At 55.1% G+C, this 15497-nt stretch carries 15 protein-coding genes and 2 riboswitches; of the genes, 14 read left to right on the top strand and 1 reads right to left on the bottom strand.

Annotation, left to right across the window (positions count from 1 at the left end):
- Positions 1 to 283: 283 nt before the first annotated feature.
- From GKR98_10935 to cobJ, 8 genes are all read left to right on the top strand, one after another.
- Positions 284 to 1051: a helix-turn-helix domain-containing protein gene (locus GKR98_10935; protein QMU58660.1), complete on the top strand. Its 768-nt coding sequence runs from the start codon at positions 284 to 286 to the stop codon at positions 1049 to 1051.
- A gap of 121 nt (positions 1052 to 1172) precedes the next feature.
- A riboswitch (cobalamin riboswitch) is annotated at positions 1173 to 1385 on the top strand.
- Between the two features lie 83 nt (positions 1386 to 1468).
- A complete protein-coding gene (locus tag GKR98_10940) occupies positions 1469 to 1843 on the top strand; it encodes a DUF1636 domain-containing protein (protein ID QMU58661.1) in 375 nt (124 codons plus the stop codon).
- Between the two features lies 1 nt (position 1844).
- Positions 1845 to 2897 carry a cobalamin biosynthesis protein CobW gene (gene cobW / locus GKR98_10945; GenBank protein QMU58662.1) on the top strand — a complete coding sequence of 351 codons (1053 nt, stop codon included), beginning with the start codon at positions 1845 to 1847 and terminating at the stop codon, positions 2895 to 2897.
- Between the two features lie 18 nt (positions 2898 to 2915).
- Positions 2916 to 6191 carry a cobaltochelatase subunit CobN gene (gene cobN, locus GKR98_10950; protein QMU58663.1) on the top strand — a complete coding sequence of 1092 codons (3276 nt, stop codon included), beginning with the start codon at positions 2916 to 2918 and terminating at the stop codon, positions 6189 to 6191.
- The gene (locus GKR98_10955; protein QMU58664.1) at positions 6188 to 7303 is read left to right on the top strand and encodes a cobalamin biosynthesis protein CobG; all 1116 of its coding nucleotides are present in this window, start codon (positions 6188 to 6190) and stop codon (positions 7301 to 7303) included. The genes cobN and GKR98_10955 overlap by 4 nt, the downstream gene beginning before the upstream one ends.
- 6 nt (positions 7304 to 7309) lie before the next feature.
- Positions 7310 to 7939, top strand: coding sequence for a precorrin-8X methylmutase (locus tag GKR98_10960; protein ID QMU58665.1), 630 nt, complete (start codon positions 7310 to 7312; stop codon positions 7937 to 7939).
- On the top strand, positions 7936 to 8664 hold the full coding sequence (locus GKR98_10965) for a precorrin-2 C(20)-methyltransferase (protein QMU58666.1): 729 nt from the start codon (positions 7936 to 7938) through the stop codon (positions 8662 to 8664). Before GKR98_10960 ends, GKR98_10965 begins: the two co-directional genes overlap by 4 nt.
- Positions 8661 to 9413, top strand: coding sequence for a precorrin-3B C(17)-methyltransferase (gene cobJ / locus GKR98_10970; GenBank protein ID QMU58667.1), 753 nt, complete (start codon positions 8661 to 8663; stop codon positions 9411 to 9413). Before GKR98_10965 ends, cobJ begins: the two co-directional genes overlap by 4 nt.
- Here the strand turns inward: cobJ and GKR98_10975 are convergent.
- Positions 9386 to 10138: a cobalt-precorrin-6A reductase gene (locus GKR98_10975; protein ID QMU58668.1), complete on the bottom strand. Its 753-nt coding sequence runs from the start codon at positions 10136 to 10138 to the stop codon at positions 9386 to 9388. The two genes, cobJ and GKR98_10975, sit on opposite strands and share 28 nt — an antisense overlap.
- Here GKR98_10975 and cbiE point away from each other — a divergent pair.
- The 6 genes from cbiE (at position 10137) to GKR98_11005 (ending at position 15458) form a co-directional block, all read left to right on the top strand.
- Positions 10137 to 11333: a precorrin-6y C5,15-methyltransferase (decarboxylating) subunit CbiE gene (cbiE, locus tag GKR98_10980; protein ID QMU58669.1), complete on the top strand. Its 1197-nt coding sequence runs from the start codon at positions 10137 to 10139 to the stop codon at positions 11331 to 11333. The genes GKR98_10975 and cbiE overlap by 2 nt on opposite strands.
- A complete protein-coding gene (locus GKR98_10985; protein ID QMU58670.1) occupies positions 11330 to 11692 on the top strand; it encodes a precorrin methylase in 363 nt (120 codons plus the stop codon). Before cbiE ends, GKR98_10985 begins: the two co-directional genes overlap by 4 nt.
- Complete coding sequence (cobM, locus tag GKR98_10990) at positions 11689 to 12483, top strand: precorrin-4 C(11)-methyltransferase (protein ID QMU58671.1); 795 nt, start codon at positions 11689 to 11691, stop codon at positions 12481 to 12483. Before GKR98_10985 ends, cobM begins: the two co-directional genes overlap by 4 nt.
- Positions 12476 to 13795 (top strand): cobyrinate a,c-diamide synthase, encoded by a 1320-nt coding sequence (locus GKR98_10995; protein ID QMU58672.1) that lies wholly within the window; start codon positions 12476 to 12478, stop codon positions 13793 to 13795. Before cobM ends, GKR98_10995 begins: the two co-directional genes overlap by 8 nt.
- Positions 13792 to 14511: a uroporphyrinogen-III C-methyltransferase gene (cobA, locus tag GKR98_11000; protein QMU58673.1), complete on the top strand. Its 720-nt coding sequence runs from the start codon at positions 13792 to 13794 to the stop codon at positions 14509 to 14511. The genes GKR98_10995 and cobA overlap by 4 nt, the downstream gene beginning before the upstream one ends.
- Before the next feature lie 35 nt (positions 14512 to 14546).
- Positions 14547 to 14731: riboswitch (cobalamin riboswitch) on the top strand.
- Between the two features lie 49 nt (positions 14732 to 14780).
- Positions 14781 to 15458 (top strand): hypothetical protein, encoded by a 678-nt coding sequence (locus GKR98_11005; GenBank protein QMU58674.1) that lies wholly within the window; start codon positions 14781 to 14783, stop codon positions 15456 to 15458.
- Positions 15459 to 15497: the final 39 nt, after the last annotated feature.

The raw sequence follows: 15497 nt of genomic DNA on the forward strand, positions 1-15497 counted from the left end.
ACACAGCATTCGAGTGATGGAAAGATCCATTCCGTCAATTTCACAGCTTAAGTGAAATTGAATTATCGGAAGTGGCAATAGGCTGCCGAGTTTTTGGCGGACCATTGCATTGTGTTGATATTTGGCATTAGTTTCTCTCATATCGAAACAAAGCCAGTTTGTGCTTGGATGCTTTCAGGCCAATTAGCTTACAAATTGCGCAATCTGAAATGGTTCGCAAGTAAATCGCAGGTCTCAGACTCAACAGGGGTTGCGAGACCGCAACCCGAACGGACGAGGCCAGATGCCTGCAGCAAAAACCGAGCCCCGCGTTGATTCTACGCTCTCTAAGGGATTGTTAATACTTGAAAACTTAGCGAGAGCCAAAAACGGTAAGGGTGTCACGCAGCTTTCAAGAGAACTGGAACTTACGAAATCAAATACATTTCGGCTTTTGCAAACACTTACGACACTTGGGTATGTGAAGCATGGCGCAGACAAATCATACTCAGCCACGCTAAAAACCTGGCAGGTGGGTCGTCATTTGGTGGAAAATCTGAATCTGAGAGAGTTTGCCGCGCCGGAAATGTCGATCCTTAGTCGCGAAACCGGTGAAACTATTTATCTTGCAGTACCTGAAGGAATGTCGGTGATTTACATCTATAAAGTGGAAAGCCAGAAGGCCATTAGGTCTTGGAACCCGATTGGCGGCAGCGCCCCTATCCATTGTGTCGGCACTGGTAAAGCGATCTTGTCCGCCAATTATGATCGGATGCGTGAAATCCTGCCCAAGACTTTTGAACAGTTCACTGAAAACACGATCACCACGCTCGGTGATCTGGATGATGACATGACAACGACAAGGGAACGGGGCTACGCCTTTGATACCGGCGAATTCCGGGACCGTATTCTTAGTTTCGGCGCGGCCATCGTCTTGCCTGATGGAAACGCCATTGCTGCACTGGGCATTTCTCTGCCGGATATCAACATGACCGACGACGGCCCGGAGCGAATTGGAAAACTGGTCCAGCAGGCAGCACATAGCGTTTCACACAAGCTATCGCGGCTTTGATCAAAACACTTTGTTGCACCCGTCAGTTCCGGTGAGCGTTGCGTATGCTGGAACAGGTTCGATTCCATTGTGAATTCGGTCTCTCATTGCAAAACGATCATTGACTCAGACCGCCATCGGGCTGCATGAGTTCTTTGCTGGTGCCTGCTTTTGTAGGTGAAAAGGGAATGTGCAGGTAAAGCGAATTTGCCTAGTACAGCCGCCCCCGCGACCGTGACCGGATAAGGCCAACCAATGCCACTGATGTTTCGTCATCGGGAAGGCAGGAGAGCCGCCAGGATTGATGTCCTGATATCCGCAAGCCGGGAGACCTGCCAGCAAGACTGAGACGTAACCGGGCGGGGTGTTCCGGGTGTCGGGAGGCCCTGTTTCGCACCCGTCATCTGCCCTTAGCCCCATGAGAATTGGGACTAAGACATGAGCGAAGTGGCCAAACCACCCGCAGAACTACTTGTTTGCGTAAAATGCCGACGCGCTGGCGAGGCTCCCGACGACGATGTGCGGCCTGGAACTTTGTTGCTTGAAGCATTGAACAGCTCGGACATTTCTGCAAACATAACCGTGAAAGGCGTCGAGTGCCTTTCAAATTGCACACGTGGTTGTTCGATTGCTTTGCGCGGCGAAGGCCGCTGGAGTTACGTCTACGGAAATCTTGACCCTAACAGCGCCAGCGTCGTTCTTGACGGATCTGCGCGATATCAATCGACCGCCGACGGATTGGTTCCGTGGCGCGAACGACCCGAACACTTCCGCAAGAATTGCATTGCCCGCATTCCGCCATTGGAGTCCTGAAATGACTGATCTCACTAAAATTCCCGTCACAATTATCACCGGCTTTCTGGGTTCCGGTAAGACGACCCTGGTTCGCCACCTGATGACAAACCCCCAAGGCAAGCGCCTTGCTGTGATCGTCAATGAATTTGGTGACGTGGGCGTAGACGGCGAAATTCTGAAAAGCTGCGCCATCCCAGAATGCCCGGCAGAGAACATCTTGGAACTTGCGAACGGCTGCATTTGCTGCACCGTTGCGGACGATTTCATCCCGACAATCGAGGCACTGATGGCTTTGGACCCTCGCCCGGAGCACATCATCATCGAAACCTCCGGGCTGGCCCTTCCGAAACCACTACTAAAGGCATTCGACTGGCCAGATATCCGGTCGCGCATAACAGTTGACGGTGTCATTGCTCTGGCAGACGCTGAAGCCGTTGCTGCCGGACGGTTCGCCTCCAATGTCGAGGCGGTCGACGCTCAGCGCTTGGCCGATGAAAGCATTGATCACGAAACGCCGCTGTCGGAAGTTTTTGAGGACCAGATTTCTTGCGCCGACATTGTACTTTTAACTAAGCCGGACCTTGCTGGCGCCGAAGGACTTGCCAAAGCGAAAGCCATCGTCGCAAGCGAAGCACCGCGCCCATTGCCAATTGTTGAGGTCGCCGAAGGCAATGTCGACCCAAGGATCGTTCTTGGCCTGGAGGCTGCGGCCGAAGACGACATGGACGCGCGTCCAAGTCACCACGACGGGTTTGACGACCATGAGCATGACGATTTTGAAAGCATCGTTGTAAACATCGACGAGGTTGCCACACCCGAAGATTTGGTTCGTCGGATCAAGGCAATGGCCGAGGATCAGAACATCCTGCGCGTCAAAGGGTATGCAGCGGTTACTGGTAAACCGTCCCGCCTTTTGGTTCAGGCTGTTGGTGCGCGGGTCCGGTCTCAATACGACAGAATGTGGCAACCCGACGAGCCGCGTCAGGGCCGGTTGGTCGTTATCGCCGAGCATGACGACGTGAACGGCAACGCAATCCGCGCAGCGTTATCCGAGACTGTCGCAGCGGAATAGGCAAGGGAAGCCCGCAAGATGCATGTCGTATTCCGGGAAAGCCAAGGGCTGGAAGAAACGGAAACACCAACAGATCTGGGGCAGACGCCAGCAGATCTGGTGGTTCTTTCCTTTTCTGATAGCGATCTTGGGTCCTTTGCGGCGGCTTGGCATCGCGGGAAAAACAAGCTGCCCACGCTTCGATTGGCCAATTTGGCTGCGCTCAGACACCCCCTTTCCGTTGACACTTATGTTGAGCAGACATTGTCCGGCGCGAAAGGTATTTTGATCCGATTGATCGGCGGAATGCCCTATTGGTCCTATGGACTTCAACAGGTTCAGGCACTGGCGCAAGAGCGTGGTATTGCTCTTGCTGTGCTACCGGCAGACGGGCGTGCTGATCCCCAGCTTGACGAGGTATCGACGCTACCGGTTTCGACGCTTCGACGGTTATCGCACCATTGTGATACTGGCGGCTCCACTGCCGCACACGCTGCACTGGCACAGTTATCACTCGCAGCCGGCCTATATGCAGGACCTGTCAGAGGCTCAAAAGCCTTGCCAATGGTGGGCGCATGGACGCCGGAGCATGGTCTGGCTTGCCCGCTAATCCTTCCGGAATCTGACAAACCGCTCGTTATTGTTACTTTCTATCGGGCTTTTCTCAGTGCCTCGGACCTTGACCCAATTGAGGCATTGTTTGACGCGCTACGGCTTCGCGGATGTGACGTTCTCGGACTTTTCGCGCCATCCCTGAAAGCACCGGACGCCGCGCGCTGGCTGCGACGACAGTTGGACTATCTGAAGCCCGCCGCGATTGTGAATGCGACGAGTTTCAGTGGTAAAGGTGACGACAATTCCTCGCCCCTCGATGTGGCAGATGTTCCTGTCTTTCAAATCGCGTTAGCAACATCCGACAAGGATGCCTGGGCGACCGCAGAACGCGGGCTTTCTCCCTCCGATCTTGCGATGCATGTGGTGATGCCAGAACTGGATGGGCGACTGTTCGCCGGAGTGGCGTCGTTCAAGGAAAGTCAAACCCGCGACAAGGCGCTTCAGTTCTCTCGATACGCACATAGCCCGGAGCCCGAGCGCATTTCTGCGATCACTGACAAAGTGAAAGCCTGGACAAACTTGGCTGCTCTGCCCGCTCAGCAGCGGCGTCCTGCTTTGGTATTGTCGACTTATCCGGGCAAAGACTGGAACATGGCGCACGCCGTTGGCCTGGATGCATTGGCTTCTGCCGAGGCGATACTGGGTGACTTGGCAGCCAGTGGTCATTCAGTGACCACAGATTCGAATTTGCAAAACGATTTGACGTCAGGCCATGTCGACTGGCCATTGTCGTCTTATGCGTCTGAAGTGGCAAAACTGCCGCAAAATTTGCGAGACGATCTATTTGCCGTTTGGGGCAAACCAGAAAACGACCCTGATCATTTCGATGGGGCACTTCGGCTTTCAGTCACATATCGCGGCGACGCGGTAGTTGCATTGCAACCAGAGCGGGGAAATCCGGCCTTGCGCCATGACGAATACCACGACCTTTCGCGGACCCCACGACATGGATACGTCGCCTTTTATCTTTGGCTGAAAAACCAATGCGATGCGCTGGTTCACATTGGCGCTCACGGCACGTTGGAATGGTTACCGGGGAAGTCAGTTGCGCTTTCCGGGGGGTGTTGGCCCGAAGCGTTGATCGGCGCGACACCTGTAATCTATCCATTTATCGTCAATGACCCCGGCGAAGCTGCACAGGCAAAACGAAGAATTGGGGCGGTAACGCTGGGTCACATCCCGCCGCCTCAAGTCGAAAGCAGTACGCCAGACCGGCTGATCAGGCTTGAGGCATTACTGGACGAGTTTTCAAACGCTGACGGGCTGGACCCAAAACGGCGGGACCGTTTGCAAGATAACATTCGCGATGAAGCCCGGTTGCAAGGCGTCGAGAACGACCTTGGTGTCACGGATGAGATTTGCTCGGAGGAGGCCATAACGCGAATTGATCGGTTTGTTTGCGATATTAAGGAAAGCAAATTTGGGGATGGCCTGCATGTCTGGGGACGCACACCGACCGGGAATGCGTGCTTTGATACCGAGACATCAGCCAAGGCTGAGCAAACATCTTTGTTAAACGCACTTCGTGGCAAGCGTATCGATGCCGGGCCGTCGGGTTCGCCCTACAGGGGCCGCCAAGATGTGCTTCCAACAGGTCGCAATCTGTACACCACTGATCCCCGTTCGGTTCCAACCCGAAGCGCTTATGCGCAAGGAGTAAAATTGGCTGACGAGTTGGTGCGCCGTCATCTTCAGGATCACGGCGACTGGCCAAAAGGATTGATCGTCGATCTTTGGGGGTCGGCCACAATGCGGACCGCTGGCGAAGAATTCGCCATGGCTCTGCACTTGCTTGGCACCCGGCCAGTTTGGGATGAGGGCTCTGAACGGGTGTCCGGAATTGAAGTTCTTCCCATTGCGGAACTTGAACGCCCACGCATTGACGTAACCCTGCGCGTGTCGGGTCTGTTCCGCGATGTATTTCCGACGCTTTCAACATTGTTCGGGCAAGCAGTGGGACTGCTTGAAAACCGGGACGAGACCGCCGACTGGAACCCATATGTTGGTCAAAAACTGCGACGCGTCTACGGCCCAGAACCGGGCAAATACGGACTTGGCATGAACATTAGCATCGAGGACTACTCGGATGCAGGCCGCGCAAATGCCGGCGAGGCATGGCTGTCGGCAAGTTCCTGGGCAATCGACGGTGAAACGTCGATTAGAGACACCGACGGCATTCGGCAGCGGATCGCATCTGCTGACAGTTTTGTTCATCTTCAGGATTTGCCGGAAACTGATATTCTATTGGCAAGTGACTATGCCGCGCATGAAGCCGGTTTTGCGGCTGCAAAGGAACAAATCGGCGGGCAAGCAGCGCTGTATCATCTGGACAATACCGACCCTGACGCACCGCGCGCACGCGCCCTTCCTGAGGAAATCGCGCGGGTTGTGCGCGCAAGAGCAACAAATCCGGATTGGATTTCGGGCATGATGCGCCACGGTTTTCGCGGCGCGGCAGAAATTGCTGCGACCCTGGATCACATGGCAGCTTTCGCCCATCTAGCCAATGTAGTGCCATCCCACTTATTCGATTTGTATTTCGAAACCACCTTAGGAGACTCGGGTGTTTCCGCATTCCTAAAGCAGGAGAATGCTGGCGCATATGCAGCCATGAAAGAGCGGTTCGAAGCCCTTGAGGCCGCCGATCTTTGGCAAAGTCGAAGCAATTCCATCCGTGCGGCAATGGAAGCGGCGGAATGAACGCTCAACCAAAAGGATGGTGTCCCGGAGCTTACCGCCCGATGATGTCCGGCGACGGGTTGATAGTGCGCGTGCGCCCGTGGATGGGGCGTTTGTCATCGGCACAGCTTGATGCGATCGCAGCGATCTCAGACCAATACGGCAATGGGCAGATTGACGTCACCAACCGTGCCAATGTCCAAGTTCGTGGCATACACACCAAGGATCACGGGGCGGTTCTTGACGCATTGGCCCAAGCCAATCTGCTTGACGCCAATTCAGTCTTGGAAAGTCGGCGCAATGTTTTGATTTCTCCGATTTGGCAAGAAGGTGACCTGACCTGCCGCCTAGCGGATGAACTGGTCCGTCGGTTGGAAGAACTCCCTGACTTGCCTGCCAAATTCGGGTTCTCAATAGATGTTGGGCCTGTCCGGCACCTTTCCGCAGCGTCGGCGGATATCAGGCTTGAACGGGCCGCCGATGGTCGCCTGATAGTTCGGGCTGATGGTTTGGATGCCGGTCGTCTGGTTGCAGAAGATGAAGCCATTGATCGCGTCATGGATCTCGCCCGTTGGTTTTCTGCTCGAAGGGACAAACAATTCAGAAGGATGGCGTTGGTTCTTCAATCTCAGCAGCCAGAAGGCACTTGGCAGGAATTGACGCCAACGCACGAACAATCAGAACCGCAGCCAGAATTGACCGAGCATGGTCAAATTGTCGGGCTACCTTTTGGCCGTCTGGCGACGAAACTCATCTCGGAGATTACTCTCAAATGCCTTGGCGTTCGCCTTACGCACAACCGCATGCTCCTGCTGGAAGGCATTAGTGGGTTTGGCCATGACGACGCAATAACTCAAAAAGATGACCCATTGCTGCGGGTCGACGCCTGCCCCGGTATGCCGCACTGCATCAGCGCCTCTATCCAAACCCGCACAGTTGCGCGCCAGATAGCAACGAAGGTGTCAGGCACTCTTCATGTTTCGGGGTGCGAAAAAGGCTGCGCGCGAAAGTCAGCGGCAAATACTACAATAGTCGGTCGCGATGGGCTGATTGATCTGATTGAAAATGGCACGGTGCAATCCACCCCAAAAATCAAGGGCCTAAGCCCTCAACAGTTACTGAACGAGATTTAATTCCTGATGCCACACACTTATGAAACCGACGGCGCGGCCATTTACAAACAGTCCTTTGCGATGATCCGGTCGGAAGCAAATCTTGAGTCGTTTGCCCAATCTGAAGAGCAGGTTGCCGTCCGCATGATCCACGCAGCAGGGTTGGTGGGACTTGAAGACCACATTCGCTTTTCCCCCGGCTTCGTCGATGTGGCGCGCGAAGCATTGGAAAATGGAGCGCCAATTCTTTGCGACGCCCGCATGGTCAGCGAAGGGGTGACCCGCACTCGGCTGCCCGCTGAAAACGAAGTTATCTGCACTTTGCATGCCGACGGCGTTCGCGAACTGGCGGCCAAGATGTCAAACACGCGTTCAGCGGCAGCGCTAGAGTTATGGCGGCCGCATCTGGCGGGGGCCATTGTCGCGATTGGCAACGCCCCCACGGCATTGTTCCACCTGCTAAACATGCTAGAAGACCCCGATTGCCCACGTCCCGCGGCCATCATCGGTTGCCCAGTTGGATTTGTTGGCGCAGTGGAGAGCAAAGATGCACTTTGGGCCGCGCAGCCAGTTCCATCATGTATAGTTCAAGGCAGGCTCGGCGGCAGCGCAATCACGGTCGCCGCCGTTAACGCAATCGCAAGTCGCGCCGAATGAAACCGGGCACCATATACGGCGTCGGGCTTGGACCCGGCGATCCCGACCTGATAAGCGTCAAAGCTGACCGGTTGATCCGCAACGGAAAACACATCGCCTTTTTCCGCAAATCTGGCCGCGCAGGTCAGGCAAGGCAGATTGTGAATGGCATGCTGAGCGCAGATGCCGTCGAGTTTCCGATGGAATGTCCCGTCACGACAGAGATCCCTTTTCACGATCCGGCTTACAACTCATGTCTGTCTAAGTTTTACACAAGTTGCACTAACCACCTTAAATCCATCGCCGAAGCTGGCGAGGATGTGGTTGTCTTGTGCGAAGGCGATCCGTTTTTTTACGGTTCTTTCATGCATTTATACACGCGCCTTAAAGATAACCTGCCCGTCGAAGTCGTTCCAGCAATTACAGGTATGTCTGGTGCATGGACGGCAACCGGCCATCCGGTAACCTGGGGCGACGATGTTCTGAGTGTTTTGATGGGGACCCTGCCAGAAGCGGAATTGGCGACGCATATGGCGCAAGCGGATGCACTGGTGATTATGAAAATCGGCCGTAACTTGCCCAAGGTCCGCAGCGCGTTGAAAGCCGCGAAAAGGTATAACGACGCGTGGTTGGTTCAATATGCTTCGATGCCAAATCAGAATGTCGTTCCGCTGCGTGAGCTGACTGAAAAGGTCACTCCGTATTTTTCGATAATCGTTGTGCATGGGCAAGGGCGACGACCATGAACGGTTGGGTTTCCATCGTCGGGTTGGGCCCGGGTTCCGATGACTTGGTCACTCCCGAGGTCAGCAAGGCAATTGCCGAGGCGACTGACATTGTAGGATACATTCCCTACGTCGCTCGAATTGAGCCGCGCCCAGGATTGACTTTGCACGCAAGCGATAACCGCGTCGAAATCGACCGATCACGCCACGCGTTAGAGATGGCCAGCGATGGCGCGCGGGTTGTCGTTGTTTCTTCGGGCGACCCAGGTGTCTTTGCTATGGCAGCCGCTGTTTTGGAGGCGGTTGAGCATGGCGAGCCGAATTGGCGTGATACTGATATCCGCGTATTGCCCGGCATAACTGCGATGCTGGCCACAGCTGCACGAGTTGGCGCTCCTTTGGGCCACGATTTTTGCACCATAAACTTGTCCGACAATTTGAAACCTTGGTCGCTGATCGAAATGCGGTTGCGTTTGGCCGCCGAGGCAGACTTCGCCATGGCATTTTATAACCCACGCTCAAAGTCGCGTCCGGAAGGCTTTGAAAAGGCGCTCGGAATCCTGCAAGAGGCCTGCAACGATTCCCGTCCTGTCATATTCGGAAGAGCTGTTTCAACGCCTGAAGAAACAATCCAGATTGTCCCGCTGGATCAAGCCCGTCCAGAGATGGCGGACATGCGGACGATGGTCATTGTCGGGTCTTCTCAAACTCGGATCATCCCGCGCTCTGGTGACCCTTTGGTTTACACGCCACGTTCGGTGACGTCATGAATCCAAGACAAAACCTCGGCGACAGTTCTAACTTCTTCCCTGTAGTGCAAGCTAGGACGATCAATTATCAACACGGGCAATCCCAACTTACGGGCAGCTTCGATCTTGGAATAAGCTCCTGTGCCGCCAGAGTTTTTCGAAACGACCAACTCGATCTCAAATTCTTGCATCAGTTTGCAGTCATCTTTGGCAAGAAACGGTCCGCGCGAGACGATGATGTGGTGCTGCGGGAACTTAAGCGGCTCCTTTGGTGGATCAACCAGCCGCAAAAGATAGAAGTTCTGCGCATTTGGCAAAAAGGCATCCAGATGCATGCGACCGACGGCCAGCATGACTCGCCGGGTCGCTCCATTCAGCCAATCATTCGCGGCCGCAATGTCAGGCACACGATGCCAGTTGTCTCCGCTTTGTTCGTCCCAAGGCGGGCGGGACATAGCAACAAGCGGCACGCCGGTTTCTGCACTAGCCCGGCAGGCGTTTGCGCTCATTTGGGCCGCAAATGGGTGCGTTGCATCAACAATGTGCGTAATGCTCTGGCTATTGACGTAATCAACCAGACCTTCGGCACCGCCAAATCCGCCAATGCGCATTGGTATCGGCGTCTGAATTGGTCGCTCTACGCGGCCAGCCAGCGACAAGGTAGCTTGAAGCCCTTCCAGATGCACGGCCTTGCAAAGCGCCGAAGCTTCGGTGGTGCCACCCAATATCAAAAGGTTTGGCTTCATGTCTGATGCGGCCTGGTTAACAATAATTGGTCTGAGCGAGGATGGACCTGACGGCTTGACACCTGCAAGTCAAGCCGCCCTTGATGTAGCCGGTATTGTCATGGGGCCGCCACGACACCTGGAACTTTTACCAGAAATCGCGGCCAGAAAAGTAGAATGGCCAGTTCCTTTCCTGGATGGACTAGAGGTGCTTCAGTCGTTCAGGGGTCAAAAAGTTGTAGTTCTTGCATCTGGAAACCCGTTTTGGTTCGGCGCAGGCAGTGTCATCGCCCGAAACTTTGAGGCCGACGAATGGATCGCCATCCCCGGTCCATCAATTTTCTCACTTGTCGCCGCCCGCTTGGGGTGGGCAATCGAAAAAACCAATTGCCACGGTTTACACGCCGCACCGCTGGCCCGGTTGAGGCCACATCTTAGCCCACAGACAAAGCTCATTGTCCTGTTGCGTGACGGTCAATCGGTGCCTGAATTTACAGATTACCTTTGCGAGATTGGATTTGGCGAAAGCATGGTGCACGTGTTCGAAGCTGTGGCGGGCCCGAATGAACGCCAAACCGTTGCCACTGCCGAATCCCTTCCGAACCGGGACTTCCAACATCCGGTGTGCGCAGCGGTAAGTGTTCTTGGAAACGGAAGAGTGATGCCCAAGACATCCGGCATTGCAGACGATTGGTTCCAGTCTGACGGGCAGATCACCAAACAGCCCGTGCGTGCAATGACCCTATCCGCGCTTGCGCCGAAACCGCGAGAGACGCTTTGGGATATCGGCGGCGGTTCGGGCTCGATAGGCATTGAATGGCTTTTGTCGGAACCAACCACTCAAGCGGTTTGCATTGAACAAAACGCAGAACGCGCCGAACGGATAAAAAGCAATGCTGCGAATTTGGGCGTTGACCGACTGCATATCATAAAGGGATCGGCACCTGATGCCCTTGCCAACCTTCCAAAACCCGATGCGATTTTCATTGGCGGAGGAATTTCAGAACCGATGTTAAGCTGGATCGTGAACCAAGCCTCGGGTGCACGCCTTGTTGCCAATGGCGTCACACTTGAGGCGGAAGCGCTGCTAAGTCTTTGGCACGCCAAATTGGGCGGCTCGTTGGTGCGTATTGAGATATCCAACGCCAAACCTTTGGGCAGCAAACGTGGTTGGCAGGCAAACTACCCCATAGTTCAGTGGAGCGTTCAGCTATGATCGTCGCTGGGTTTGGGTTTCGCGCCGGGGCATCCATCGAGAGCCTTCAAGATGCCCTGTCACGTACATCGAGTAATCTTCTCCCAGATGCGATAGCAACGATCGAAGATAAAGCGGACCAATTGGCGCCATTGGCCGCGAAACTTGATGTTCCGCTATTGCGAATTGCGGCAGCAAAGATCGAGCGGCAAGAGACCAAAACCGCGTCTGATGCTTCGATGGCTTCGCGTTCAGTCGGCAGCATGGCCGAAGCTTCGGCTCTGGCCGGGGTCGGCGCGACGGCCAAGTTGCTGGCGCCACGGGTAATATCGCAAGATCGCATGGCCACATGTGCACTTGCCAAAGGGGAAGTTCAATGACTGTCCACTTCATAGGCGCGGGGCCTGGCGCACCTGATTTGCTCACACTTCGTGGTCGTGACCTGATCGCGGCCTGCCCGGTCTGCCTTTATGCCGGATCGTTGGTGCCCGAAGCCATTCTGTCGCATTGCCCGGATAAAGCGCGGATCCTGAATACCGCTTCCATGGACCTCGAAGCAATTATTGCCGAGTGCCGGACCGCAAGCGAACAAGACTTGGACGTCGCCCGACTGCATTCGGGCGATTTGTCAGTCTGGAGTGCCATGGGCGAGCAAATTCGCAGACTAAAGGCAGAAGGACTTGAATTCACGGTCACGCCGGGCGTGCCATCCTTTGCCGCCGCAGCTGCATCGTTGGGCGCAGAACTGACATTGCCCGGCGTTGCTCAATCAATTGTCCTCACTCGCACTCCCGGCCGCGCTTCGACTATGCCCGATGGCGAAACACTGGCAAACTTTGCGCAAACAGGCGCGACGCTGGCCATTCATCTGTCCATCGGTAATGTAGAAAAGGTCGCCGAAGATCTGTCCCCGGTCTATGGAAATGACTGCCCTGTCGCGGTTGTGTTCCGCGCAAGTTGGCCAGATGAGCGCATCGTTAGAACAACGCTGGCTGAGCTGTCACACTCCATCCCCGACGACATAACACGCACGGCACTAATTCTGGTTGGGCACGCCCTAGCTGCGGATGGCTTCGCTGAAAGCTGCTTGTATTCAGCGGATTACGACAGACGATACCGCCCTCAATCAGCGGAGAGCCCTTGGGCAAGTTGGAGCCATGGTGATGACTAATCCCCCCGGATTGATGATATCCGCCCCATCATCGGGCACTGGTAAGACAACGGTCATGTTGGGGTTACTTCGTGCCTTTCGCGACGATGGCTTGAATGTTCAGCCGTTCAAAAGCGGCCCCGACTACATTGACCCGGCCTTTCATTTGGCCGCAGCCGGGCGATCTTCGTTCAATATCGACACCTGGGCGATGGACGAAGAATTGCTCTCGGCTATATCGCAGGAACGCATCGGCGCTGACATCACAGTCGCCGAAGGTTCCATGGGACTTTATGATGGGGTGGCAACCAAGGGTCAGTCAGGCTTTGGCACCAGTGCCGAAACCGCTGCCAGAATGGGATGGCCGGTAATTCTGGTCGTCGATGTCAGTGGACAGGCGCAGTCAGCTGCGGCAACAGCGCTTGGCTTTGCAAAATATAACCCAGACTTGCCCTTTGCTGGCGTAATCCTTAACCGCGTTGCCAGCCCGCGACACGAACGGCTTACAAGACTTGGCATGGAACGGGCGGGTGTGAATGTTCTGGGATCGCTTCCTAGACGAGGCGATCTGAAGCTTCCGGAGCGACATCTGGGGCTAATTCAGGCGGTAGAGCATCCCGATCTTGAAGCCGCCATTTCAGGATATGCCGATTTCTTGCGGGAAAACGTGGATCTCGAAGCCATCAAGGCAGCAGCCCGAAGCGCAACAATAACCGGCGGTGCCACAGGTGCTTTGCCACCGCCGCCAGCGCAGACCATTGCACTGGCCAAGGATGCGGCCTTTTCATTCACCTACCCCCACATCCTGAAGGGTTGGCGAGACGCAGGTGCATCTATCCTGCCTTTCTCTCCCTTGGCCAACGAGGCACCGGATCCGCAAGCCGATCTTGCTTGGTTACCAGGTGGATACCCCGAGCTGCATGCGGGTAAGCTGGCCGCCTCGAAAGTGTTTTTGACGGGATTGAGAAAGCACGCTGAAGCCAAGCCCGTTCACGGCGAATGCGGAGGCTATATGGCGTTGGGCGAAGCACTAATCGACAAGTCAGGTGAACGCCACAAGATGGCGGGATTGCTTGGTTTGGTGACCAGCTTTGAGAAACGAAAGTTTCACCTGGGATACCGACGCGCAGTGCTACAAAACGACATGCCGGGATTTGTGCAAGGCGCAGCCCTACGCGGACACGAATTTCACTATTCCACCATTTTGGAACAGCCAGACACTCCGTTGGCCAACGTCTTTGACGCCGATGGAAATCCGGTTCCGGAAACCGGTTCAAAACGGGGAAATGCCACCGGCACGTTCTTCCATCTCATCACCAAGGATCGCTCATGAGCGGTTTCGTTAGCTTTGTCGGATCGGGTCCCGGCGACCCGGAATTGTTGACCGTCAAGGCGATCAACAGGTTAAAACAGGCCGACGCGGTTTTGTTCGATGATCTTTCTGCTGGTCCGATACTGTCACATGTCCGACAAGGTGTCGATCTGGTCGGAGTCGGGAAACGCGCTGGGCGCCCCTCGCCCAAACAAAACCATGTCAGCCAGTTACTGGTTGAATATGCTCAAGAAAATGCTCGCGTTGTACGGTTGAAGTCTGGCGACGGAGGCATGTTTGGTCGTCTTGAAGAAGAAATTATTGCGCTTCGTGAGGCCGCAATCGACTATGAGATAATTCCCGGCATCCCTTCGGCCTGCGCAGCGGCGGCAGCAGCAGGCATTCCACTGACCCGTCGACTAACCTCGCGTCGAGTTCAATTTGTTACTGGGCACGATGTAGCCGGTGCCCTGCCCGAAGATCTGAACTTTGCCGCACTGGCGGACAACCAAGCAACGACGGTGGTGTTCATGGGCAAGCGGACATTTCCGAAGCTGGCAAAGCTGTTGATTGACCATGGGTTACCGCCGGACACGCCTGCACTAATGGCAGAAGGCGTCAGCACGCCAGAACAAAAGATCAGTCGCGATTCGGTAGCCAATTTGGCGACCAGTTTGTCCTCCCATGTCGGCAATCAACCTGCCCTAATTCTCTATGGGCCGCTGGTGAACGAATAGAAGTCGCGAACGTACTTGTTGCGCTTTGCAAATACTGTAATGGTGACCGAGATGGTGGCTGTTTGTTCAGCCTGAAAAGGGAATCGGGTTCAAAACCCGGACTGCCCCCGCAACTGTGAATGGTATGTGGTCTGAAGTTAGCCACTGGCGAAATGCTGGGAAGGCTCAGAACCACCAAATACCATAAGTCAGGAGACCTGCCATCAGGATGCAACCGTCGGGAAGCCGACTACAAAGAGCCGCCGGGCGGGCGGTAAGGAGAACGAGAAATGCACATCGAACCCGGCGTCGTAGATGGCGCTAAAATGGCGCTAGCATATGGCACGGCCGCAACTGCCGCAGGATATACCCTGAAACTGGCAGCTGAGGACCTGAAAACACATTCGCACGCGTCGTTTGTGGCCCGCGCAATGATCGCAACCGTTGGAGTTTTTGTATTCTTCGAAATCCTTCCACATTTCCCGGTTGGCATCTCTGAAGTTCACTTCATTCTTGGCACAACGCTGTTTCTGTTGCTTGGGGCCCCTGCCGCTGCAATGGGTTTGGCGGCTGGACTGGCCATTCAAGGTACGTTCTTCGCACCAAGCGATCTGCCGATGTATTTTGTAAATCTGTCAACGCTTCTGTTCCCGCTGTTTGGAGTTCATGCGCTTGCGAAACGGGTTGTCTCTCAATCAACGGCCTATGTTGATCTGAGTTATGCACAAGTTCTGAAGATGTCCGGCATCTATCAGGGCGGCATCGTAGCCTGGGTAGCTTTCTGGGCAGTCTGGGGTCAGGGCTTCGGAGCCGAAAACATGGCTTCCATCGCGGCCTTTGGCGCAGCATACATGCTGGTCATCATGATCGAGCCTGTAGCGGACCTGGCTGTCCTGGCGACAGCCAAGAGCATTCGCGGCGCAAAGGGCGCCGGTCTGTTTACTCAGCGTCTGTTCAGCGCAGCCTGATCAAATATATTGAGTGCGGCGGTAACCGCCGCACTCTCT

The sequence above is a fragment of the Boseongicola sp. genome, from assembly GCA_014075275.1.
Lineage (GTDB): Bacteria > Pseudomonadota > Alphaproteobacteria > Rhodobacterales > Rhodobacteraceae.